Source organism: Kangiella sp., assembly GCF_014762745.1.
In the GTDB taxonomy this organism is placed as follows: domain Bacteria; phylum Pseudomonadota; class Gammaproteobacteria; order Enterobacterales; family Kangiellaceae; genus Kangiella.
The window spans coordinates 19,640-43,918 of record NZ_JABURJ010000030.1; the positions used below are offsets into that span (position 1 = coordinate 19,640).

Annotated in this window: 17 protein-coding genes; 6 read left to right on the forward strand and 11 right to left on the reverse strand. The window is 45.0% G+C overall.

All coding sequences use genetic code 11. The features are described 5' to 3' along the window. Positions 1-11 precede the first annotated feature (11 nt). From HUJ19_RS01760 to HUJ19_RS01770, 3 genes are read left to right on the forward strand one after another with little or no spacing between them, the layout of a single operon-like run. Positions 12-6,659 (forward strand): Hpt domain-containing protein, encoded by a 6,648-nt coding sequence (locus tag HUJ19_RS01760; RefSeq protein ID WP_290621867.1) that lies wholly within the window; start codon positions 12-14, stop codon positions 6,657-6,659. Positions 6,660-6,677: 18 nt separating this feature from the next. After that, positions 6,678-7,271 (forward strand): chemotaxis protein CheB, encoded by a 594-nt coding sequence (locus HUJ19_RS01765; protein ID WP_290621868.1) that lies wholly within the window; start codon positions 6,678-6,680, stop codon positions 7,269-7,271. Between the two features lie 8 nt (positions 7,272-7,279). After that, on the forward strand, positions 7,280-7,741 hold the full coding sequence (locus HUJ19_RS01770) for a chemotaxis protein CheW (protein WP_290621870.1): 462 nt from the start codon (positions 7,280-7,282) through the stop codon (positions 7,739-7,741). Between the two features lie 2 nt (positions 7,742-7,743). Here HUJ19_RS01770 and HUJ19_RS01775 read toward each other — a convergent pair whose 3' ends face one another. The 4 genes from HUJ19_RS01775 to metK all read right to left on the reverse strand — a co-directional run bounded on the left by HUJ19_RS01775 (position 7,744) and on the right by metK (position 13,412). Further along, on the reverse strand, positions 7,744-8,472 hold the full coding sequence (locus HUJ19_RS01775) for a 16S rRNA (uracil(1498)-N(3))-methyltransferase (RefSeq protein ID WP_290621871.1): 729 nt from the start codon (positions 8,470-8,472) through the stop codon (positions 7,744-7,746). Positions 8,473-8,474: 2 nt separating this feature from the next. After that, positions 8,475-9,824, reverse strand: coding sequence for an adenosylmethionine--8-amino-7-oxononanoate transaminase (locus HUJ19_RS01780; protein ID WP_367273951.1), 1,350 nt, complete (start codon positions 9,822-9,824; stop codon positions 8,475-8,477). Between the two features lie 941 nt (positions 9,825-10,765). Further along, positions 10,766-12,163: an adenosylhomocysteinase gene (gene ahcY, locus HUJ19_RS01785; RefSeq protein WP_290621874.1), complete on the reverse strand. Its 1,398-nt coding sequence runs from the start codon at positions 12,161-12,163 to the stop codon at positions 10,766-10,768. Between the two features lie 88 nt (positions 12,164-12,251). After that, positions 12,252-13,412 (reverse strand): methionine adenosyltransferase, encoded by a 1,161-nt coding sequence (metK, locus tag HUJ19_RS01790; protein ID WP_290621875.1) that lies wholly within the window; start codon positions 13,410-13,412, stop codon positions 12,252-12,254. A gap of 397 nt (positions 13,413-13,809) precedes the next feature. On the opposite strand from metK, the gene HUJ19_RS01795 reads away from it, so the two are divergent. After that, a complete protein-coding gene (locus tag HUJ19_RS01795) occupies positions 13,810-14,667 on the forward strand; it encodes an ion transporter (RefSeq protein WP_290621876.1) in 858 nt (285 codons plus the stop codon). 69 nt (positions 14,668-14,736) lie between these two features. Here the strand turns inward: HUJ19_RS01795 and HUJ19_RS01800 are convergent, their stop codons facing one another. Both HUJ19_RS01800 and coq7 read right to left on the reverse strand, forming a co-directional pair. Further along, positions 14,737-15,108, reverse strand: a complete 372-nt coding sequence (locus tag HUJ19_RS01800) for a DUF6746 family protein (RefSeq protein WP_290621877.1) — start codon at positions 15,106-15,108, stop codon at positions 14,737-14,739. Between the two features lie 105 nt (positions 15,109-15,213). After that, positions 15,214-15,852, reverse strand: coding sequence for a 2-polyprenyl-3-methyl-6-methoxy-1,4-benzoquinone monooxygenase (coq7, locus tag HUJ19_RS01805; protein ID WP_290621878.1), 639 nt, complete (start codon positions 15,850-15,852; stop codon positions 15,214-15,216). A gap of 111 nt (positions 15,853-15,963) precedes the next feature. Between coq7 and HUJ19_RS01810 the strand changes: the two genes are divergently transcribed. After that, positions 15,964-17,463, forward strand: a complete 1,500-nt coding sequence (locus HUJ19_RS01810; protein ID WP_290621880.1) for an AAA family ATPase — start codon at positions 15,964-15,966, stop codon at positions 17,461-17,463. 22 nt (positions 17,464-17,485) lie between these two features. Beyond that, the gene (locus HUJ19_RS01815) at positions 17,486-18,082 is read left to right on the forward strand and encodes a glutathione S-transferase N-terminal domain-containing protein (protein WP_290621882.1); all 597 of its coding nucleotides are present in this window, start codon (positions 17,486-17,488) and stop codon (positions 18,080-18,082) included. A gap of 25 nt (positions 18,083-18,107) precedes the next feature. Here the strand turns inward: HUJ19_RS01815 and HUJ19_RS01820 are convergent, their stop codons facing one another. The 5 genes from HUJ19_RS01820 to purH all read right to left on the reverse strand — a co-directional run. Then, a complete protein-coding gene (locus HUJ19_RS01820) occupies positions 18,108-18,443 on the reverse strand; it encodes a YdbL family protein (protein WP_290621884.1) in 336 nt (111 codons plus the stop codon). A gap of 8 nt (positions 18,444-18,451) precedes the next feature. Then, on the reverse strand, positions 18,452-18,646 hold the full coding sequence (locus HUJ19_RS01825) for a YnbE family lipoprotein (RefSeq protein WP_290621885.1): 195 nt from the start codon (positions 18,644-18,646) through the stop codon (positions 18,452-18,454). Positions 18,647-18,709: 63 nt separating this feature from the next. After that, positions 18,710-21,364, reverse strand: coding sequence for a YdbH domain-containing protein (locus HUJ19_RS01830; RefSeq protein ID WP_290621886.1), 2,655 nt, complete (start codon positions 21,362-21,364; stop codon positions 18,710-18,712). A 94-nt stretch (positions 21,365-21,458) separates the two neighbouring features. After that, positions 21,459-22,742 (reverse strand): phosphoribosylamine--glycine ligase, encoded by a 1,284-nt coding sequence (purD, locus tag HUJ19_RS01835; RefSeq protein WP_290621887.1) that lies wholly within the window; start codon positions 22,740-22,742, stop codon positions 21,459-21,461. 23 nt (positions 22,743-22,765) lie between these two features. Then, a partial coding sequence (gene purH / locus HUJ19_RS01840) for a bifunctional phosphoribosylaminoimidazolecarboxamide formyltransferase/IMP cyclohydrolase (protein WP_290621889.1) occupies positions 22,766-24,279 on the reverse strand: 1,514 nt, incomplete at its 5' end.

The following is a 24,279-nucleotide window of genomic DNA, read 5'->3' on the forward strand; positions in this document are numbered from 1 at the left end:
ATGGTGTAGGCATGAAAGATAATCAGACAAAAGTAGCTTTAAATTGGGTTAAAGACGAAATTGAAAGCACGCTCGAACAAGCGCAAAATGCGATTAGAGCTTATGCGGAAGATGAAACGGATAAAACCCAAATACACTTCTGTGCAAATTGCATGCATCAGATTCGTGGTACCATGCAAATGCTTGAGTTCTCAGGAGCCGCATTGCTAGCAGAAGAAATGGAAGCTTTGGCCGAGGCAATTGGCGAGAAAAAAGTAGACTCAAATGAGAAAGCTTATGAAGTATTCCTTTCAGCAATTTTAAGATTCCGTAGTTATCTATCCCGTTATGCTGAAGGCAAATCAGACCTTCCAGTTATTCTTTTACCGGCCATTAATGACATGCGTGCCTGTCGTGGAGTTGACAGTCTAGGCGCAGGTAATTTGATCAGTATTCCTACCGAGGGAATTGAAGCCCCTGCTCCGAAACAGAAAGTGGAGTTAAAAGGCGATATCCTGGCAGAAGTTAAGGCGTTACGCTCCAAGTTTCAGCAAGGGTTGCTGGGTGTTATTCGTGACGTTGATACTCAGAACAATCTTGATCGCATGCATCAGGTTACGCAAACCTTGTGGGGACTGGGAAATCGAGTGCCTTATGAAACCTTATGGTGGGTGACCTCGGTATTCCTAAGAAATATTGCTTTGTTGTCGAAGAAAGATAAACCTGTAGTTAAAGGTTTATTAGGTCAGGTGGATCGCCGTATTCGTGAGCTGATTGAAAAAACAGCCAACCAGGAAGAAGCCAATAAGGTATTAATTAATATTTTGTTCTATGTTGCTCAATTCGATACTGAAGATGAGCAGGTTAAGGAAGTACAGGATAAATTCCAGCTGAATCAATTAATGGATTCGCTGGGAGATCTGGAAAGTGAGTCAAGCGATTTAACCGGTCCTGACACAGAAAGTGTCCGCATTGCCCTTAATGTTATCAAAGAAGATTTGGGAGAAATTAAAGAGTCGCTTGATCTTTATATTCGAACTAAATCTCAGGAAAGCGAACCATTGGAAGATATGGTTCCAGCAATGCAAAAGATCTCCGATACCATGTCTATGCTGGGTCTGACCCAATCCAAGGAAATGATCAGTAAGCAGATGAAATCGATTGGTGATCTACTGGACGGAACCGAAGCGGATCGCGAGCAGGGCTTGGTTTATATCGCAGAAGGCATTTTGTCGCTGGAAGACTATATTGAACGCGCTCTGAAGATGGATAGTAAGCAGCTTGCCAATGAAAGCCTGGGGCAAGGCGAGGGCGAGTCACTACAGATTATCAATGCACGTTATCAGCTGGTTCAGGAAAGCCGTGGCAATTTGCACAAAGTTAAAGATGCGATTACGGATTACCTTGATGAAAGCCACAACATTAAACGTTTAGAACAGGCACCTGAATTATTAAAAGAAGTTGAAGGTGCCTTAACCTTTGCACAGTTAGACAGTCTGCTTGATGTCATATCTAAAGCTAAAAACTTTATCGTTAAGTATCTCATCAGTGAAAAAGTGGTGCTTAGTGAAGCCGAAATTTCTACCTTGGCTGATGCTATCAGTTCAGTGGATTACTACCTGGAAGGCTTGATGTCATCAGGCTTGCACGGGTTACCGGTGATATTGCAAAGAGCCATTGATAGTATCGGTGAGCTGGAAGCACACTATGGCAGTCTTGATGAAGAATCATTACCGATATTGGATGATGCGCTTGAAATGCCTGAAATCGAAATGGTTGAAAGTGAGACTTACGATGCATCCGATGATAGTGACGAGCTGATTGATGATGAAGTACGCGAGATCTTCATCGAAGAAGCCGATGAAGTTCTTGAAGAAATGCACAGCCTGCTCCCAGAATGGAAACAGGATCAAACTAATAGTGAAGCTATAAATACTATTCGCCGCAATTTTCATACTTTGAAAGGTAGCGGTCGTATGGTTGGTGCGACTGATATCGGTGAGCTGAGCTGGGCGATTGAAAATATGCTGAATCGTCTGATTGACCATAGCATTGAATATACCCCGGCACTATTTGTAACCACCGAAGAAGTAGCGAATCTGTTGCCATCAATGGTCAAGCAGTTTGCTAAAGGTGAGAAAACACAGTTCCCGAAAGAGTTAGCCGATAGGGCGAATCGAATTAGTCGTGGTGAAATCATTACTGATATTCAGCCACAGCAGGAACAAACAGAAGAAGAAGCTGATCAGGCTGCTGAACAGGAATTGTTTGATATCTTCAAGCAGGAAGCAGAAGGTCATGTGACTAGCTTAGAGATGTTTGCTAATCAGCGTCAGCAAGGAATTACCCAAAGTCAGATCAGTGACAACCTGTTACGCTCCTTGCACACCCTTAAAGGTGTTGCACACATTGCCAACATTCAGTCATTAACGAACGTGATTGTACCTGTCGAAAGTTATTTCCAGGAGTTGAAAACACGTGAGTTATTAGCAGAAGAAGGCGATATGGCTTTGATTGATCATACCAAGGATCTATTAAAGCATATCATCAGCACGCCTGAGGATGATCAGGTCATTTCAGCGCACGAAGAAGAGATTCTGCAACAGTTAAGTCAACAACAGAAACGATTTGATGAGTCTGGCGAGACTGGTCAGGAGCAAGGGCGTGATCCAGAATTAATTAAAGACATCTTTAATATTGCTTCGGATGTGTTGGTTGATATCGAGAGTACCAACCTGCAGGAAACGCCAGAGCAGCAACGTCTTGAGAAAATTTCTTACCTGATGGCCTCTGTCGACCGCCTGAAGAGCATCTTAAGCGAAGCCGAGTTGAATGAGATCGAACAGGTGGTAGCTGCACTAAGTGATGCATTACAACGCAATATGACGGCAAGTAAAGTAGATACCTCCATTGGTGTACTACTGCATGATGCCTACAACCAGCTTGAAAATCAGTTCGACTGTCTGGCTGCAAACTTATCAATACCTGAAGCTAGCGATCTGGTACAGGCGTTACAAACCTGGAAACCGGAAGAAGCGACCGAGTTAGATCTTGAGCCAGTATCAGAAAGTGAAAAAGCAGAAGCTCCATCGGATGCCAGCCATATTGAAGAGACAACTGAACAAGAGACAACTGAAGAAGTTAGCGAGCAGCAAAAGCCTGCAGATGATAACTCATTGGAGTTCAGTCTTGATGATGATTTCCTGTCTGCTAAACCAGAAGACAAACAAGAAGAGAAAAAAGAAGCATACGAGCAGGATGAAAACTCACTGGAATTCAACCTTGATGATGATTTCTTTAAACCAAAAGTCGAAGAAGAGCAGGAAAAAGCAGAGAAAGAAACTACATCTAAAGAGAAAGCTGCCACAGATGATAACTCCATTGAGTTTGAATTCTCTGATGACTTCCTGGCTTCGGAGCCTGTGGAAGAAGAACTGGCAACTGACGAGCCTGAAGAAACTGAAGATTTAAGTTTAGAAGATGCGGCTGAGGAACTTGGACTTGATCTAAGCGATGAGTTGGATTTATCCGAAGAGCTATCTGACGAAACAGAGCAGGCACCTGAAGAGACAGCTCAGGACGAAGTACTTGAAGAGTCAATCGAGCTTGATGAAGATTTGGTTGAGCTAACTGAGGAGACTGTACAAGGAACTAAAGAAGAAGCTGCAGGCTCTGAAGAGCCAGCTCAGGCTGGTACCGATGATAGTGCCGAAGAAGTTTTAGAAGAGGTTGCTGAGGCTGAAGGAGCACCAGAAGAGACTGTTGAAGAAGCCAGTGCACAACAGGAGGAAGTCAGCAAAGAATATGCAAAAACAATCAGCCTTGATTTAGACGTTGATGATGAGCTACTGGAAATCTTTAGTGAAGAGGCAGAAGAGCTGTTTGACAGCGATGCAGCGTTACTGCAGAAGTGGCGTCAGGAGCCGAATAATCACAAAATCATTGCTGAACTTCAGCGTAATCTGCATACCTTAAAAGGTAGTGCAAGAATGGCTGGCTTCTCACCAATTGGTGATTTAGCGCACGGTTTGGAAGATTTATACACAGCCATTACTGATCAGTTATTTGCTCCATCCGAACAGGCCATCGATTTGGCTGAACGAGCTGAAGATCAGTTATTGGCGATATTTAACGCACGCAATACCCCGGACAGAATTCCATCACCGGAAGCGATGCTTGATGAAATTCAGGGCTTTATTGCCGCGCAGAAAGCGGGCAAAGCTTATGTTCGTCCTCAAGCTGAGGTGACGCCTGAGCCTGAGCTAGTTAAACCACTGGAACCAGAAGCTGTAGAAGAAACAGCGCCAGTGGAAGAGCCGAAGCACCCTTCTGAGCCAGAAATCACAGAGGTAGAAGAAACAGCTTGGAATGAAGAGCTTGCTGAGTTGTTCCTGGGCGAAGCATCAGAGTTACTGACCTCTTATGAAGAGGCGATAGAGCGTTGGTCAAACGATTTACATAATGTTGAACCACTAAACACTGCAATGCGTAATCTGCATACATTGAAGAGTGGAGCAAAATTGGCTGCGATTTCACCAGTGGGAGATTTGACTCACAAATTAGAAGGGGTTATCGAAACCTTGGCCAGAGACCCAAGATTGGGCCATAGCCGATGGGCAGATATGTTGCGCCGTAGCTATGATGAGTTACATGAAATGGTTGAGCAGGTCCGTAACGGAAAGATGCCTGAGCAGCCAGTCGAACTATTACGTAAGCTTGAGAACGATAAAGCCGCTATTGAGTCACAACTTGAACAGCTTGATAAGCGTGATTTAGCAGAATCAGGCGAGCAGGCCGAAGTTAAGATTGTTTCCCTTGCAGACAGACAGAAACAGAAAGAAGAGGAAGCCAAAGAAGCAGCAAACCGCGATGTAATCCGTGTTCGCTCAGAAGTATTGGATAACCTGGTGAACCTGTCTGGTGAGGCTTCAATTTTCCGTTCACGTCTAGAGCAGCAGGTGGCTGATCTCAATTTCAACTTAAGTGAGATGTCATCCACTGTTGATCGTTTACGTGAGCAGTTACGTAATCTTGAAATAGAAACTGAGGCACAGGTACTCTACCGTCGTGAAATTGCGGGTGTGGACTTTGATGAGTTTGATCCGCTGGAAATGGACCGATATACACGTCAGCAAGAGTTAACTCGAAGTCTGCTTGAGGCAGCGAGTGACTTGATGTCAATTCAGGAAACATTGGAAACCAAGGTGGGTGATGCAGAAGCAACCCTGTTGGCGCAAGGTCGAGTAAATACAGAACTGCAAGACCGTCTGATGCGTACTCGAATGGTTCCTTTTAATAGTATCGAGAGCCGTTTGCGTCGTATGGTTAGACAAATTTCAACAGAGTTGAATAAAGACGTCGATTTGATTCTAGAGTCTGAAGGTGAAATGGACCGTACCGTGATTGAGCGTATGGTTGCACCTTTGGATCACATGTTACGAAATGCGATCGACCATGGTATTGAGTCCAAAGAAGATCGTAAGAAGGCAGGTAAGGCAGAAAAAGGTACTGTTCACTTGAGTCTGTCGCGTCGTGGTAACGAAGTTTACATCCAGATTCAGGATGACGGTGCCGGTATCCGCAAGGATAAGGTGCGTGCTCGTGCCATTTCGCAGGGTATGATTGATGAATCTTACAATCCAACCGATCGTGAACTGTTCCGCTTGATTCTTCAGCCTGGCTTCTCTACTGCTGAAACGGTGACTCAGATTTCTGGTCGTGGTGTGGGCATGGATGTCGTGCATAGTGAAATCCTCCAGCTAGGTGGCTCACTTAACATCAGCTCCGAAGAAGGTAAAGGCACAACTATGACAGTGCGCTTGCCATTTACTTTGTCATCTAACCAGGCTCTGATGGTTAAAGTGAAGGGTGAGCCTTATGCCATTCCTTTATCAAACATCACAACGGTTGCACGTGTTAGCGCAAAAGAAGTCTTGGAGATTTACCAAGATAAAGAGAAGACTTTCTCGCACCTGGGCGAAGAGTTTGAACTACGTTATCTGGGGCAGATTCTCGATCGTAATTCAGATATTGTTCCGCCTGTGGATGAGTTTGTTCCAGTTCTTATTATCCAGGGTGAAGATAAGCCAATTGCGGTTCACGTTGATGAATTAATTGGTTCACGTGAAATCGTAGTCAAGAATATTGGGCGTCAGATTTCGACAGTGCCAGGTATTTCCGGTGCTTCGATTCTGGGTGATGGTAGTGTTGTACTGATTCTGGACATGCAGACATTAGTTGACCGTTTCCACGAATGGGACTTCTCACACGAAGCTGGCATGGTTCAGGAAACTCCGGTCGAAGATCGCATACCAGTGGTAATGGTTGTGGATGACTCGATTACGGTTCGTAAAGTAACTGCAAGATTGTTGCAACGTCACCAGTTCCAGGTGATGACAGCAAAAGATGGTGTAGACGCGATCACTCAGTTGCATGATGATATTCCTGATGTGATGTTGTTGGATATTGAGATGCCACGAATGGATGGTTTCGAATTGGCTACCATTATTCGACATGATGAAAGACTCAAGCATTTGCCAATCATCATGATTACTTCTCGTACTGGTGAAAAACACCGTGAACGAGCAGAACAGATTGGTGTTAACCGCTACTTGGGTAAGCCTTATAATGAGGAAACTCTTTTAGGCACTATTGATGAAATGCTGAAGTTGGAAGACTAAAGGATTTAACAAACTGTAATGAATACAATGTTGGTGCTGTTGGCTGCCTCAACCGGTGGGCCAGCAGCAGTAAAGGCTTTTATTGATGCCTTGCCCGATAAGCCGTTACCGGTTTGTTTTGTTCTGGCAAACCACATTAATGAAGGGTCACTGCCGAGTTTACAAGCAATGCTCAATGAGCATGCTTTTATTGATGCTGAAATAATTGATCAGTATAAGGACATAAAGCCTGGCAAGCTGTATATCGCACCAATTGATAGGAAAATCAGTTTTGTAGTGCAGGGTAAGATCATTATTATTGATGAAGAGTGGAGCAAGCCTTATGCTCCAAATATTAACGAATTATTTGCCGAATCACTTGAGCTAAAGGATGTAGAAAAGTTAGCAATCATTTTTAGTGGTATGGGTGATGATGGTTCAGCAAATGCTGATTTGCTGACCGAGAGTGGGGTTGATATCTGGTGTCAGACTGTTGAAAGTTGCATTCAGTCATCAATGCCTGAAAGTATGATTAAAACGGGAAAAGTGACTTACAAAGATGACCCTGCCGGTTTGGCCGAACAACTGGTTATTCTGTTGGAAGCATTATTTCCAGTTGACCAATACGCGTGAGAGAAAGCATGACCGACACAGTAAAAGATGTTTATAGCTTTTTGATTCCAATGATAGAGAACAGCTTGTTGTTACCTAATGCAACGGTTGCAGAAATTGTTCCTTTCATGAATGTGGATCTGATGGAGGATGCTGAGTCGAGCGATGACTGGCATATTGGACAAATCGTCTGGCGAAATATCAGAATTCCGGTGGTTTCGCTGGAAAGGGTGCAGGGCAGAAAAGATCTTGGTGAACTGCGCCGCTCACGCATTGCTATTGTTTATACATTGAATGGCAACCAGGAAATACCTTATATCGCGATTATGGTACAGGGAATTCCTCGCTTGGTTCCGGTTGATGAAAACAACAGCCAGATGCTCGATGAAGAGTTGCCAAAAGGTGTTAAAGCCTGGGCGGATCTTGAAGGACGTAAAGCGCTCGTACCTGATTTGGATCTGATTGAAACGATGCTTGCAGAGCGAGCCTGATATCAAAAGTCTCCCCAGACGCTATTCATAACCGCAACGGCAGCTAAGGCTGCCGTTTCTGTTCTTAGAACTCTTGGCCCAAGTCTAACAGGTTTGCAGCCATGTGTTTCTACCCAGTTAATTTCTTCGTCACTGAAACCACCCTCCGGGCCAACCCATAACTGAAGTTCTGACTGGGTGTCAGCGTTAATTGATTTGAAGCTATCGCTGGCGTCAGGATGCATAAAAAAACTGTTACTGGTGAGCTGCTCAAGTGCCGCCTGCAATTTAATCGCTGGATGAAGTGTTGGTATGATGTTGCGTCCACACTGCTCACAGGCGCTTTCGATAACCTTCTGCCAGTGTTCGTGCTTCTTTTGCCAGCGCTTTTCGTCCAGCTTTACACCGCAACGTTCTGTGATAAGAGGCGTGAATTGTTGCACACCTAACTCGACACCTTTCTGCAACGTAAGGTCCATTTTATCGCCACGAGAAACTCCCTGATACAAATGAATAGTCAGGGGAGATTCGTTATCGCCGTGTAAAACTTCTTTGATTTCAACAGAAACCTGGGTGCGATCGACTGTCGTAAGCGTACCTATGTAACTGTGGCCATCTCCATTAAACAGTTCTATTTGTTGTCCTTTGCTCATACGCAAAACACGGCTGACGTGATTGGCAGCATCTTTTGCAAGCTGAACCTGAAGTGGGGTAGATAAATCCTGTGAGGTGAAGATACGAGGGATACGCATCTTTAATCCTTAGTGGCCAACTGGATACCTTGCCAGGCAATATCAGCCAGCTTGTCTATCTCTTCCGGCGTGATGACATAGGGCGGCATGAAATAGACCACATTACCAAGAGGGCGTAGTAGTGCACCCTGTGACAGAGCATGCTCATAGACACGCATACCGCGACGCTCTTTCCAGTCGTATGGTGTGCGAGACTTCTTATCCTGAACCATTTCAGCGGCAAGAATCATGCCGGTTTGACGAACTTCAGCGATATTGGGGTGATCGGTGAAGTGGGCTGTGGCTTGCGACATGTGCTGAGCTAACACCTTATTGTTTTCAATAATCGGCTGACTCTGAAAAATGTCCAGAGTCGCTTTGGCTACAGCGCAACCGGTAGCGTAGCCGGTATAACTGTGCGAATGTAGAAAAGCGGTAAGCTTTTCATAGTCATCGTAGAAAGCCTGGAAAATGGATTCACGCGTCAGCATGGCAGACAGCGGTAAAAATCCTGCAGTCAGGCCTTTTGAAACACACATAAAGTCGGGGCTGATATCAGCCTGCTCACAGGCAAATAGAGTCCCTGTACGGCCAAAACCAACAGCGATTTCATCAGCAATTAAATGCACATCAAATTCATCACACAGTTTGCGCAATTCGGTGAGATATACAGGATGATACATACGCATGCCGGAAGCACATTGAACCAGCGGCTCAACGATAATGGCAGCGACATTTTGATGTTCTCGTTCAACCAGATCACGCATCTTCTCAAATTGACGCAAAGAATAATCATGCCAACTCTCGCCTTCTTCGCGATAAAAGCAATCCGGCGAAGGTGCGGTCATAACATCGAACATAAGTGGCTTGTATGGAGCCTTATATAAACCGAGATCAGAAACTGCAAGCGCACCAGTGGTTTCGCCATGATAACCACTTTCTAAAGCGATAAACTGGGTTTTCTCGGGTTTACCCGCTAACTGCCAGTAGTGCAGACTCATCTTTAAGGCAATTTCGACGGCCGAAGAACCATTCTCACCGTAGAAAACACGATCTAACCCTTCGGGGGTCATAGCCACCAGTTGTTCGGCCAAGTCGATTGCTGGCTCATGAGTAAAGCCAGCAAAAATCACATGCTCCAGCTTATCGACCTGCTCTTTCATAGCGTTGGCAATGATAGGATTGCTGTGGCCAAATAGATTGACCCACCAGGAGCTGACTGCATCAATGTAGCGATTACCATCATAATCTTCTAAGTACACGCCATCACCGCGTTTAATCGGTGTCATAGGGTAGCGCTCATAATCTTTCATCTGACTGCAGGGATGCCAAAGAACGGCTAAGTCACGTTTTTTTAGGGAAGCGTTATCCATAGAGATAGTTTGAAACCATTGAAAAATGATGGCGCTATTATCGCGCATTTGAGTAGAAGTCTCAAAGGATCGTAGTTATTATGAACTGCAAACTGAAGTGGCTTATATTAGAATGGCACCAAAATAGAATAACACTAAGGAAATAAAATGCTTATTAGTAGGGTGTTATCATCAACGTTGTCTACTATAAAGAGTAATAAAATTGCTTTCTTAAGGTTGTCATACCTGCCGGTTGCATGTTTTCTTATAATTGAGGTTTGGTTATTAAAGTCTGAAAGTAGAATATTGTTATTAGCTGGAATTGTTCTTAATATCTATATCTATTCAATATTTTGTATCGGTATACATAGGCTGAATCTTATTGGAAAAGGGGCAAACCAGTCGTTGGGGAATCTCAGACTAAAGTTCCGCGAATGTAAGTATATTGGCTATTTGTTTATTATTGGGTTTTTCACTACCTTAGCCAAAATGGCCGTGTTTATACCCTATATTGGGCAGCTTCTAGCAATAGTCTTAGTCATATATGTATTTTCAAGATTCGTTTTGGTTTTACCAGCTGTAGCTATTGATAGATCGTTAAGTATTAAAGAAGCATTTCATATCACTAAAGACTATCGCCTAGAAATATTCATATTGTTAGGAGTGCTCCCAACCTTAATAATATTGCCTCTGTATTTATTAGACTACAGCTTGATGAGTCAAATTATCAGTTCGATTTACACAACGATTATCATGATCTTTAATATTGGTCTAATCTCCCAGACATTTGAGCTGTTAGTTGGGGTTGAGGAAGATGAAGACAACTTAAGCGTTAAACTTTGAGAGTCTTTGATTGGGATATTTTTATTGCACATAAGTTAAAAGTTCATAGCGAGTCACTAAAGCCAGACATAAGAAAGCCGGCAATTGCCGGCTTTCTTAAAGTACTACCAGGCCACTGATTAATAACGATAATGCTCGGGTTTGTAAGGACCTTCAACCGGTACGTTAATGTAATCTGCCTGATCCTGACGGAGTGTCGTTAAGCGAGCACCAATTCTTTCCAGGTGAAGCTTAGCAACTTTTTCATCAAGATGCTTTGGTAAGATATAAACATCATTGTCGTACTTATCGCCATTCTTCCACAGCTCAATTTGAGCCAACACCTGGTTGGTGAAAGAGTTCGACATAACGAAGCTTGGGTGGCCTGTTGCACAACCAAGGTTTACCAGGCGGCCTTTTGCTAATAATGTAATGCGTTTACCATCAGGGAACTTGATTTGATCAACCTGTTCTTTAATGTTAATCCACTCGTATTTTTCCAGACTGGCAACGTCGATTTCGTTATCAAAGTGGCCAATATTACAAACGATAGCCTGATCTTTCATACGAACCATATGTTCATGGCGAATGATGTCGTAGTTACCAGTTGCGGTTACAAAAATATCAGCCTGCTCAACCACGTTAGGATCTTCAAGGTTAACCACGCGGAAACCTTCCATTGCGGCCTGTAATGCACAGATTGGGTCGATTTCTGTGACCCATACCGTCGCGCCTAAACCACGCAGCGATTGTGCAGAACCTTTACCCACATCACCGTAACCACAAACAATAGAAATTTTCCCGGCGATCATGACATCGGTTGCACGCTTAATGCCATCGACTAGCGACTCACGACAACCGTATAAATTATCGAATTTAGACTTGGTTACTGAGTCATTAACATTAATTGCTGGGAAAGGAAGTTCGCCACGTTTCTTCATTTGATACAAGCGAGCAACACCTGTAGTGGTTTCTTCGGTAACACCTTGGATATTGGCTAGAGTACGTGAATAGAAGTTACTGTCTTCAGAAAGCTTTACTTTGATTGCTTTGAATAATGCAACTTCTTCTTCACTTTTAGGGTTATCTAAAACTGAGATATCTTTTTCAGCACGGGTACCTAGAATTAGCAGAGTGGTGGCATCGCCACCATCGTCAAGAATCATGTTTGGTGAGCCGCCATCATGCCATTCCATGATGTGGTGTGTATATTCCCAATACTCATCCAAAGTTTCGCCTTTATAAGCAAAAACAGGAATGCCCTGATCAGCAATTGCTGCAGCAGCATGGTCCTGAGTGGAATAAATATTACAAGATGCCCAACGAACTTCAGCGCCAAGTGAAACTAATGTTTCAATCAACATGGCAGTCTGGATGGTCATGTGTAGAGAGCCCGCAATACGAGCGCCCTTTAGAGGTTGTTCTGAACCATATTCTTCGCGAATTGCCATTAAGCCAGGCATTTCGCTTTTTGCGATATCAATTTCTTTGTGGCCCCAATCGGCTAGAGCAATATCTTTAATGATGTGGTCAGTCATAATGTTCCCAATTTGTGTGGCTCTTCCGCAACAGGTTCTGAACCAGTGTTAGTGAAAGAGCCATAGAGTGAGTGTAAAAGTGAATAAATTATAGGCCAGCAGCAGCGCGCAAGGCTTCGGCTTTATCCGTTTTTTCCCAGGTAAAGCTGTCTTCAGTACGGCCAAAGTGTCCATAAGCCGCTGTAGCCTGATAAATTGGCTGTAGCAAATTCAGCATCTTGGTTAAGCCGCGTGGACGCAGATCAAAGTGCTCGCGAACCAGCTCTACCAGTTTATCTTCGCTGATTTTGCCAGTACCAAAGGTATTAATGCTTATAGACGTTGGCTCAGCAACACCAATCGCGTAAGAAACCTGAATTTCGCAACGATCAGCAAGACCAGCAGCCACAATATTCTTGGCAACGTAGCGACCTGCATAAGCTGCGCTGCGGTCAACTTTTGACGGGTCTTTACCAGAGAAAGCTCCGCCACCGTGACGCGCCATGCCGCCATAGGTATCAACGATAATTTTGCGGCCCGTCAAACCGCAGTCGCCCATTGGACCGCCGATAACGAATTTACCGGTTGGGTTAACGAAGTACTTAGTTTTGTCGCTGATCCATTCGGCTGGAAGCACCGGCTTGATGATTTCTTCGATCACAGCTTCCTGCAAATCTTTTTGCGAGATATCAGGGTTGTGTTGAGTCGACAGGACTACCGCATCAATACCGACGGGCTTGTCATTTTCGTAACGGAAAGTCAGCTGGCTTTTAGCATCTGGGCGTAACCAGGCTAGAGTACCATTTTTACGCAGCTCAGCCTGCTTTTGCACCAAACGATGCGAGTAGGTGATAGGAGCTGGCATTAGCACGTCAGTTTCGTTGCTTGCATAACCAAACATTAAGCCTTGGTCGCCAGCGCCTTGTGCTTCAGGGTCATCTCGGTCAACACCTTGAGCAATATCCGGGCTTTGCTTGCCGATAGCGTTCAGGACCGCGCAGGACTCCCAGTCGAACCCCATTTCAGAGCTGTTATAACCTATCTGCTTGATGGTATTACGAGCCAGCTCTTCTATATCAACCCATGCTGAAGTTGCGACTTCACCGGCAACAAGAACCATGCCGGTTTTTACCATGGTCTCCACGGCAACGCGAGCATTAGTATCTTGTGCTAGGATTGCATCGAGAACTGCATCGGAGATTTGATCGGCAATTTTGTCTGGATGTCCTTCGGAAACGGACTCCGACGTGAATACGGAATAATTGCTCATTTCTACTTAGTTACCTTTTATTAAAACTAAAGTGAAAAACCAACCTGACAACACTGACATTGCAACACTGAAATGCTGGTCAAAAAGTAGGCGGATTTTACACTGTTTAGACGTCTAAATCACCTATTTTTACACCTTTGCCTGTGAAAATCACATGAAAAGAATTAGCCTTTATTATAATTAGAGTTATAGAGAATGAAACCGTGGAAAAGTTACAAATATTAATAAAATCAATAGGAAAAACCTTACATAAAATAATGATAAGCCGTGCACAATGGGCTGACTTTAAATTAGGAAGTGCTAAATATAGTTATTACATATCACCTATGACTAAAAGTCATAATTGATTAGAATCATATTTTAAGCACTGAAGTGAATGACGTAGCAGGAACAATTAATGACGCCACATTTAAAATACCGTAAGCATAAGTTTGATGAAGGTGAGCCTTTATCTCCCTGGCGAGAAAAAATTCACGAAGTCATTTTTGAGGCTGATACCTTTGCAGGAAAGGCTTTTGACGTAGCTTTAATAATTACCATCTTTATTAGTGTATTGGCGGTGATGCTCGATAGCATTAAAGTGATTTCGGTACAATATGGTAGTTTATTGCTGGCAGCCGAATGGGTGTTTACCATTCTTTTCACCATTGAGTATATCTTGCGCTTGATCAGTGTTCGAAAGCCGTTGCAATATGCCAAAAGCTTTTACGGTGTGGTTGATTTGCTCTCGATAATTCCAACCTACCTAACTCTTATCGTTGAAGACGCTAAATATTTCCTGATAATTCGGATTTTAAGGGTGCTGAGAATATTCAGGATCTTTAAGCTGGTCAACTATATGGGTGAAGCCAGTTTAATGATGAATGCTCTACGAAATAGTAAAGCAAAAATCAGTGTGTTTTTGTACACAGTTCTTATGTCGGTGGTGGTATTCGGTTCGCTGGTCTATGTTGTCGAAGGGCCTGAAAATGGATTTAGCAGCATTCCAACTTCGGTTTATTGGGCCATCGTAACCTTAACTACTGTTGGATATGGTGACATATCGCCCCAAACTCCCGTCGGACAGTTCTTGGCATCCTGCATCATGATTCTCGGCTATGGCCTAATCGCTGTGCCCACCGGAATATACAGCGCAGAAATCACCCGCGAAGCGATTAGACAAAAGGGAATGACCAACAATGCCTGTCCTGCCTGCGCCTATGAAGGACACGATGAAGATGCTGAATTTTGCAAAAAATGTGGGGCAAAACTTTAGATAAATATCGTAAGACAAGAAAGTAAAAAGGGTAGCCATGAGCTACCCTTTTTTATGAGGAGGGTTAGGTTACTTGCCTACTAACTCTTTTGTTCCCTGTAGATATTCCTTGCCTTTTTCCTGAACCGTTTCTTTTTCCATGGTTTCTGAGGCGATATGGACTTTTTCCAGATTTTCCTGAGTTTCATCAAGGTGGTCATCGATGAATTTCAGTGCATTTTCCAGGCTGTAGGTCATTTGATGAATCTCGGCCATCTGCTGTGGTGTGGGTTCTGAGGAAATGAAGCTTTCCAGCTGCGGGTTGTATTTCTCAAGAATGGCAAAGGCCTCGGCTAGGCTTTCTGGCTTTTCACCTTTGAAATGTTTGATATCGGTAGCTTGAGCTGAGGCCACAGCGAAGCTAGCGACAGCTAGTGAGATAAATAATTTCTTGAATGTCATAAACGCCTCTTAATGAGAATGATTGTTATTTGCATGATATAGGCAAAGCTACTACTTTCCAAGTCTATTTTTCAATCTTTATGATAGAAAAGTAATATCAGTCGGCTAGACGTAATAAACACTACTAGTCATCACCTTAGACATTAGGCTCATGGCGCCTTTGATTGGATGAGGTAGTTCTGCTCCACCATGCTCAAGGGCTACGGTGGCGTGTTTAAGTTCTTCTTCACGCATCTGCTGCAGGATAACCCGACTCTTACTGTCCTGAATAGGCAGTTTTTTAAGATGGTCGTCGAGGTGTCGACAGACCTGATATTCGGTTTCAGCGACAAAGCCGAGACTCCACTTGTCACCGGCAATACCGGCTAAGGCACCGATGGTGAAGGAACCGGCATACCAGAAGGGGTTAAGCAGACTTTCCCGACTGCCAAGCTCATGAATACGTTCGCTGCACCAGGCCAGGTGATCCACTTCTTCCTGCGCAGCCTGTTCCATCTTGTCGCGAACATTGGGAAGTTTAGCAGTCAGTGCCTGTCCCTGATATAGTGCCTGAGCACACACCTCACCGGTATGATTGATACGCATCAGACTGGCGGCATGGCGTTTTTCTTGATCGGACATTTTCGATTCATCAATATCCTGCGCTGGACTTGGCCGTGGTTTAGCATCATAGATGCCACGGGTTGTTTTCAGCGCTGAATCCGCCACCAGGCAGAGACGATCAAAAAAGCTGTATTGACGCATAGATCTGCTACACTTATTCGCTCAAAGAAAAGCTATTGTAGCGATAAAACATATAAAAGTTAATCTGCGGCACCAAGGCCATAATAAGTAAATAGAGGCAATTTATTAACCATGGGCGATACATTAGAAAAAAACGATCTGGCAATATTAATAGAATCAAAAAATCCCATCATTGTTATTGAGTCACATGAAGAAAGCCGAGTGACCGAATTACTGACAAAAGTAGCCATTAAACTCAAAAAGCCACTATTTGGTTGGCATCTAACCGAAGGCTTACGCCGGGTTGAAATGACTGATTCGCACTTTGCGCCACTCGACAACACGCAAAAGCCTGACGATTGTCTTAAACACATCAAACGCATGGAGCGCCCTGGAATCTATGTACTTTATGATTTTCATCCCTTTCTGGATGAGCAGCATCCTGAGCTGGTAAGGCTGGTCAAAGATATCGCTTTACAGTTTCAGAAATATCACCAGACAATCGTTTTTGTCAGCCATAAGTTAAAACTGCCAGAAGAAATTCGACGTTTTTCAGCAAAATTTGAATTGCGCCTGCCGAGCCATGCAGAACTTGAAAAACTGATTCACGCCGAAGCGACCCGTTGGGCGATCAATAATCAGGGGCAGAAGGTCAGAACTGATAAGGCTACCATGCAGCGACTGGTGCAAAATCTGACCGGATTAACTTTGAGTGATGCACAGCAGATTATCCGTAACTTGATTTATGATGATGGTGCCATTACCGACTGTGAATTGGACAAGGTCAATCGTGCCCGTTATGAATTGTTGGATGTTAATGGTGCGGTGCACTATGAATATGAAACCGCCCACTTCGCAGATGTCGGTGGCATGCAGGCACTCAAGAACTGGCTGGAACGGCGTCGCAAAATTTTTCTAGATGATCGTGATATCGGATTGGATAAGCCTAAAGGTATCATGTTAGTTGGTGTACAGGGTGGTGGTAAATCACTGGCCGCCAAAGCTGTTGCAGGTATGTGGGGTGTGCCTCTTTTGCGACTCGATTTTGGTGCGCTTTACAGCAAATGGCATGGTGAAAGTGAAAAGAATCTGCGTGAATCATTGAAGCTTGCAGAGATGATGGCGCCCTGTGTGTTATGGCTGGATGAAATCGAGAAGGGCATTTCAACCGGTGAGAATGATGGCGGTACCTCTAAGCGTGTGCTCGGCACCATGCTGACTTTTATGCAGGAAAATAAGCTACCGATTTTTATTGTGGCGACCGCCAATGACATTTCTGCTTTGCCGCCCGAACTGGTGCGAAAAGGTCGTCTGGATGAGATCTTTTTTGTGGATTTACCGGATCATGAATCGCGTCAGGAGATTTTTCGCATCCACCTGGAAAAGCGCAAGCAGCAAGCCAGTGAGTTTGACTTAGTGGCATTGTCTAATGTCTGCAAAGGATTTAGTGGTGCAGAAATTGAGCAGGTGGTTATCGCTGGTTTGTATGCCGCTCATTATGATGACAAGCCTTTATGTGACGAAACGTTGATCAAAGAGATTGCTGCGACGCGGCCGCTGTCACAGGTTATGGCTGAGAAAATGCAGCTATTAAGAAATTGGGCTGAAGGGCGAGCAGTTCTAGCCAATTAATTAGAGCCAAAAGGAGAGAACAATGAAACTAATATATTCCACCGCATCGCCCTATGCTCGTACTGCAAGAATCTTTGTGCATGAGCTTGGTTTAGGCGAGCAGGTTGAAGAGGTCTTTCAGCATCCTTTTGAAAACCCTGCTGAGTTGATTGAAGCTAATCCGCTGTGCAAAGTGCCTTGTTTGATTGATGATGAAGGCAAGGCCATTTTTGATAGTCAGGTGATTTGCGAATATCTGGATGCGCTGGCTGGGCCCCGTTTGTTTAAAGAGATTCACAACGATTGGCATCTAAAGACATTATATTCATTAACACGTGGTCTGTTGGATTCGGCCGTCGCCTGGCAGCAGGACAAGATGCGTGAACCTGGGCAGCGTTCAGAGTTCTGGCAGGAGCGGTTCATTAAGAGTATTGATCGTGGGTTGGAATATTTTGAGCAGCGGTTAGATGAACTTCCGAAAGAATTTTCAGCCATACACGCCAATCTGATCACGGTATTGGAATATCTGGATTTCAGGCATCCGGGATATCAGTGGCAGGAAAAATTTAACGGGTTAAAGAACTGGTGGATCGCTTATAAAGAAAAGCCTTCGCTTGTGGAAACACAACCAAAGGCTTAGAGGTATTTACTAACAGGCTAGACTGCTATTTTTTACGCCAGGCTCCATTGATGTTGATGTAATGACCTGGCTGGGTTTTTTCTAGATTGCGCTTGGCGGCAATCGCCTCAACTTCGGCCAGGGTGATGTTAGCCTTCTTAGCCTGTTGAGCATAAATATCGCGGCGTTTATCGTTAATATTAGCCACAAAAGATTTCACTTCGGCTGTCGGGTTGGAGATGACTATGCCAACATAGCCAGTGGACATCTCGCCCACGATACCCTGATCCTTAAGCGAGCCAATATCCAATGCAAAGGCCTGCGCTGATAAAAGTAGGCTGATCAACAGGGCCATGATTGAGTAATTTAACTTTTTCATCATTAACTCTCCTAAAATAAGCCTGAGTCTTCACTCAAAGCTTCATCCAATTCACGTTCAACCTTGACCACGATCTCATGCTTAATGGTGAAGTCACCAATGATGTGGATTGGTTTGTCTGGGGCTTCCAGCTTAACCGTGCACCCGGTTGCCAATAAAACCAGAGTGGCGGTGGTCACGAGAGCTGGTAATCCGTTGAGTTTCATAGCGGTTCCTTACACAGATTATTAACTGAGATAACTCTTATTGTACGAGCATAACATGAATTATCACTGAATTTTGAGCAAATCTTTCTGTTTTAAATCGTCAAGCACTGGGGTTGCCATATCTCCGGTTACCAGCATGGAATACAAGAGGTTCGGCAGATTACCGCGCAAGGTTAAGTCCAGTTTGATCGGGAAGCCATCATACAAGTCGGGATTAGAACCAAGAGCATAAAGCGTAATGATGTAATCGCCTTCGCTGCTGTAATCAATGGTTCCGCTGAGCTCCTGATAATGAAAATTCTCCAGAGCCTGAAAAGCGATGTTGGCATCTTTGCCACCATCGGACTTGAGTTTCAGAATCCCTGCCTGCTTGCTGATAAAAGTGCCATTGGTGATTGAACGACTGTCTGGCTGAATGACTAGAGGCAGAATGATATCAAAATGCCCACTGACCGACAGCTTCTCGCTTTCGAGTGCGGATAGCAGCTTTTGCAAATTAATGCCCGAAAGTAGCAGGCTGAATGGTTGTATTGCAGTCTTATGCATATCGAGGCGCGGAATTTCGATGGTGCCACCCAGCAACTGGCCTGTGATATTTTTAAAACGGTAATCCGTAGCGGTATGCTTCAGTGTGAAACCAAGGTTAGTTATGGTGATGCCAGCGGCCAGCTCAATACTTTCAATGGTCGCCTTGACAGAGCCTTGCAGGGAGGAAGATTTGTTGAGGCTATCCGAGATAGTGGCATTGTTGAGAGCCAGCTTGTCGTAAAGCAGGCTTAAGTCATTAATACTGAGATCGCCCTCGAAAAGAAGTTTCAACGGATCACCACTCAGCGTTTTGATATTGAGATCACCGCTCGTCACTCGCAATGCCGGATAGGCGTTTAGCAGTGGAGTCCAGCTTTTTAAGGTTAGCATCGGCAGACTGGAGCGATCGATCTGTAGATTGTGAGCACCTGTTTTCAGGTTATAAAAATAACGCGCAGGGATGGTATTTGTTGAATGCTGCAGTGAGCCTTTGGCACTAAAAACACGATCCAGTAACCTCCAGTCGAATTTACCACTAACATAGTCAACTGCGATATTGTCAGAAAGGTAGCTGGCCTGAATAAATTGGATTGCGCCTTTTAACGAACTGTCCTTAGAGCTTGGGCTAAGTTGGCCTTTAATGCCATACAGAGTTAACGGCTGCTTGGTCAAAGAGACTTGATTGGCCGAGTAGTTGAGGGTAACACCGTCGTTAGCAAGCTTGACGTCAGCACTTAATTGCCTGGCATTAATATTTTCATCAGCTAAAGCCAGTTCTACATCAATCGGCTTTACTAATTGCAGGGAAAAATTTTTGTTGGCCTGTTGGGCTTGCGAAGTATTGTCTAGCTCACTCTGTGGTGGGGTAAGTTTTTGCTGCCAGTCAATTGAGCCCTGCCATTGATGCGCTGGAAGATTAAGATGATAGGCGCTGTCTGTAAGACTACTGTTAGCGAGTTCAAGATCAAGTTGCTGGCTATTAAGCTGGATATTGCCATCAACTAAATTGGCTGAGCCATTGATATTCGCGGCGAATGATTGAGTTGTCAGCGTAAAGCGCTTATCGCCAGTTTGATAGCTGGTGGTGGGCAGCTTGAGCGACAGGTCGAGCAGGACTGATGCTTGTTGCTGTGGCGAGAAAAGTGTTGTAGACAGATCCAGATGGACCGCATCAATACTGGCCGTCGATTGTAGATTCGAATTAGTGACTGACAGGTCAATAAGACCGTTAGCTTTTACAATTTTGTCAGCAAGGTTTAAGTCCAGTTGAGTTTGTTGGCGAGCGTCGAAAGCGAGCAAGAAGTGGTTGTCGAGCTGCTGACTGTCCAGACTTAATCCAAGCTCTCTGGCATGACTGAGGATCTCCTGTTCGAACCAGGAAGGATTAAGATTAAGCGGAATTTCAAGCTTGCTTGCTTCATCTAAAGTAACTTGAAACTCTTCAGCATCAATTTGCTGGATGTTAGCGGCCATATCGAAAACAACGGTACCCAGATCCGCTGAGTACACCTGGATAAAGGGAATCCTTTGGACTTCGCCATTAAGCGCCAGTTGCCAACTAGTTTCGGGTGCAGGAGCAGCTTTGAGGGTTAAATGATTATTGTCCTGTTGTACGTTAAGACTAAGTGAAGTGACTTGCTGTTCAGTGTGTAGAATCTGACTTTCGATTTGCGCGGTTAACCCCATCCATTCAGCATTAGTGCTGAGATCAATCCTTTTGTTATCCGATGTAAACTCTATATCCGACAGGCTAAAGCTTTGCCCGGCGAGCCCTTTGATTTGTAGCTGCTTGATGGATAGTTGATTGATCGGCAATGGTGGAATGGTGATTATGTCAGGCAGCTGAAAAGCGCTTTCCTTTGGAGCTTTGCTGGAAGTAGAAATTCGAACAATGGCTTTATCAGCAGAGATCCCCTGTAACTTTTGTTGCCACAAAGAATAGCGAAGCTCAGTGTTGTGAAGTTCCAAATTGAGATTACTATCGCCCTCAAGATGCAACGTCAGTTGTTTGACTTTGGTGCGAGTCAGGCCTGGGCGTTCTAAATCAAGCGATTCGAGTTTGATTGATGGTGGTAAAAATTTAGCCAACTGACCCGGCACCCAATAGGGCGAAGTCCAGTAGGCAATCAGCAGCAGTAGTGCTAGAAAGGCGCTGATCCATGCAGTCCATTTTAGAATCTTTTTAATCAAGTAAATCCAGTCCGCGTGATGACCATGAAAAACGGGCAAAAAAAAGCCTCACACATAGTGTAAGGCTTTTCGATGAATGGTCAATGAATCAGGTTTATTTCGCCTGTTCGCGAGTGATCGCTCTGTGACCGATGTCGGTGCGGTAATAAACATTATCCCAGGAGATTTGTTTAACCCCGGCGTAAGCTTTGGCTTGTGCTTCAGTGACTGTATCGCCTAGGGCTACAACACATAATACACGGCCACCATTAGTCACAATCTGCCCTTCTTTTTCTGCGGTGCCAGCATGGAACACTTTAGCGCCAGAAACTGAATCAAGACCGTGAATAACATCGCCCTTGTTGTAGCTTTCTGGGTATCCGCCAGCGGCCATCACCACGCCTACTGCCGCGCGTGAGTCCCACTCAGCAGTAGCGGTATCCAGTTTGCCATCAAGTGCGGCTAAACAGAGTTCAGCCAAGTCTGATTGCAAACGGCTCATGATAGGCTGAGTTTCAGGATCACCAAAGCGACAGTTATATTCCAGAACCTTTGGTACACCATTGGCATCAATCATGACGCCAGCATACAAAAATCCAGTGTAAGGATGACCTTCTGCGGCCATGCCTTCAACTGTCGGAATAATTACTTGCTGCATGATGCGATCATGCATTTCAGGTGTGACCACAGGAGCCGGGGAGTAAGCACCCATGCCACCGGTATTCGGGCCTGTGTCGCCATTGTCGCGGGCTTTATGATCTTGCGAGGTTGCCAATGGCAGAATATTTTTGCCGTCAACCATCACGATAAAGCTGGCTTCTTCACCTTGCAGGAATTCTTCAATCACAACTCGATGACCGGCATCGCCAAACTTGTTGCCAGCCAACATATCGTCAATAGCTTCGTCGGCCTGTTCGATGGTTTGCGCAATAATAACGCCTTTACCTGCTGCCAGACCATCAGCCTTGATCACGATTGGGGTACCCATTTCGCGAACATAAGCCTTGGCAGGCTCGATTTCAGTGAAGTTCTGGTAAGCGGCCGTTGGAATATTGTGGCGCGCCAGAAAATCTTTGGTGAAAGCTTTTGAGCCTTCCAGCTGTGCAGCACCCTTAGTGGGGCCAAAGCATTTAAGACCTGCTTCAGTAAAGGCATCGACTACGCCAATGACCAGCGGAGCTTCCGGGCCGACAATGGTCAGCTCAACATTATTATCTTTAGCAAAAGTGATTAAGTTCTGGATGTCTTCGCCACCAATGGCAACCGTCTGCACTTTATCTTCCAGCGCAATACCGGCGTTACCCGGTGCTACAAATACAGTGTCGACCTTTGCGGATTGAGCAACTTTCCATGCCAGTGCATGTTCGCGGCCACCGCTACCAATAATCAATACGTTCATATCAATTCCTATCGCTCACACTATTAGTGACGGAAATGACGCATGCCAGTAAAGACCATGGCCATGCCATGCTCATTGGCTGCTTCAATAATTTCATCATCGCGAATTGAGCCGCCTGGCTGAATCACTGCAGTAATGCCTGCTTCAGCGGCTGCATCAATGCCATCGCGGAATGGGAAGAAAGCGTCAGATGCCATCACAGAGCCCTTAACTTCAAGGTTCTCGTCGGCAGCTTTAATGCCTGCGATTTTGGCGCTATAAACACGGCTCATCTGGCCGGCACCAACGCCAATAGTCTGGCCGTTGCGTGCATAAACAATCGCATTGGACTTAACGTATTTGGCCACTTTCCAGCAGAACATTAAATCACGCATTTCTTCTTTGCTTGGCTCACGCTTGCTGACGATGCGCAAATCGTCTTCAAAAACCATGCCCAGGTCGCGATCTTGCACTAACAGGCCGCCATTGACGCGTTTGAAGTCATGTGCGGCAACTGGAGCAGACCATTCGCCACATTCTAGCAGGCGAACATTTTGCTTGCTGGCAACCGCGGCTTTAGCTTCTTCAGACACTTTAGGCGCGATAATCACTTCAACAAATTGACGGTCAACGATGGCTTTAGCTGTTTCACCATCCAGTTCGCGGTTAAAGGCAATAATGCCGCCGAAAGCTGAAGTTGGGTCGGTCTGGAATGCTAAGTCATAGGCCTGACCAATGTTGTCAGCAATCGCCACACCGCATGGGTTGGCGTGTTTTACGATAACGCAGGCTGGCTCGTCAAAGCTCTTAACGCACTCAAGTGCAGCATCGGTATCGGCTACATTATTAAAGGATAGTTCTTTACCCTGAATCTGTTTGGCAGTCGCCACGCTGGCTTCCTGTGGGTTGTGCTCAACATAGAAAGCAGCAGTTTGATGCGGGTTCTCACCATAACGCATATCCTGTGCTTTCTTGTATTGCACAGAGTAAGTCGGTGGGAATTCGCTGTTATCGTCAGCTGCCTGCACGCCAAGATAGTTGGAGATAGCCGCGTCATAACGAGCGGTATGAGCAAAGGCTTTTGCTGCCAGGCGGAAACGGGTCGGTAGATCCACGCCGCCATTTTCAGTGATTTGGCGTGCCACTTCGGTGAAGTCATCATTTTCAACGACGATAGTCACATCCTGATGGTTTTTCGCGGCAGAACGAACCATGGTTGGGCCGCCGATGTCGATGTTTTCAATCGCATCAGACAAGGTCGCGTCGCCACGAGCAATAGTGCTTTCGAATGGATATAGGTTAACCACAACCAGATCGATACCAATGATACCGTGCTCCTGCATGACGTCATCATCCATACCGCGGCGACCAAGGATGGCGCCATGAACTTTAGGGTGTAAGGTCTTAACGCGGCCATCCATCATTTCAGGAAAACCAGTGTAATCCGCAACGTCGGTCACTGTGATGCCATTGTCGCGCATCAATTTTGCAGTGCCGCCGGTAGATAAAATTTCGATGCCTTTATCGGCAAGGGCTTGGGCAAATTCAACTACACCAG

Excerpts from the sequence above, each read along its gene's own strand:
- HUJ19_RS01760 (WP_290621867.1), top strand. The coding sequence starts at position 12 with ATGAAAGATAATCAGACAAAAGTAGCTTTAAATTGGGTTAAAGACGAA.
- HUJ19_RS01765 (WP_290621868.1), top strand. The coding sequence starts at position 6,678 with ATGAATACAATGTTGGTGCTGTTGGCTGCCTCAACCGGTGGGCCAGCA.
- HUJ19_RS01770 (WP_290621870.1), top strand. The coding sequence starts at position 7,280 with ATGACCGACACAGTAAAAGATGTTTATAGCTTTTTGATTCCAATGATA.
- HUJ19_RS01775 (WP_290621871.1), bottom strand. The coding sequence starts at position 8,472 with ATGCGTATCCCTCGTATCTTCACCTCACAGGATTTATCTACCCCACTT.
- HUJ19_RS01780 (WP_367273951.1), bottom strand. The coding sequence starts at position 9,824 with ATGGATAACGCTTCCCTAAAAAAACGTGACTTAGCCGTTCTTTGGCAT.
- ahcY (WP_290621874.1), bottom strand. The coding sequence starts at position 12,163 with ATGACTGACCACATCATTAAAGATATTGCTCTAGCCGATTGGGGCCAC.
- metK (WP_290621875.1), bottom strand. The coding sequence starts at position 13,412 with ATGAGCAATTATTCCGTATTCACGTCGGAGTCCGTTTCCGAAGGACAT.
- HUJ19_RS01795 (WP_290621876.1), top strand. The coding sequence starts at position 13,810 with ATGACGCCACATTTAAAATACCGTAAGCATAAGTTTGATGAAGGTGAG.
- HUJ19_RS01800 (WP_290621877.1), bottom strand. The coding sequence starts at position 15,108 with ATGACATTCAAGAAATTATTTATCTCACTAGCTGTCGCTAGCTTCGCT.
- coq7 (WP_290621878.1), bottom strand. The coding sequence starts at position 15,852 with ATGCGTCAATACAGCTTTTTTGATCGTCTCTGCCTGGTGGCGGATTCA.
- HUJ19_RS01810 (WP_290621880.1), top strand. The coding sequence starts at position 15,964 with ATGGGCGATACATTAGAAAAAAACGATCTGGCAATATTAATAGAATCA.
- HUJ19_RS01815 (WP_290621882.1), top strand. The coding sequence starts at position 17,486 with ATGAAACTAATATATTCCACCGCATCGCCCTATGCTCGTACTGCAAGA.
- HUJ19_RS01820 (WP_290621884.1), bottom strand. The coding sequence starts at position 18,443 with ATGATGAAAAAGTTAAATTACTCAATCATGGCCCTGTTGATCAGCCTA.
- HUJ19_RS01825 (WP_290621885.1), bottom strand. The coding sequence starts at position 18,646 with ATGAAACTCAACGGATTACCAGCTCTCGTGACCACCGCCACTCTGGTT.
- purD (WP_290621887.1), bottom strand. The coding sequence starts at position 22,742 with ATGAACGTATTGATTATTGGTAGCGGTGGCCGCGAACATGCACTGGCA.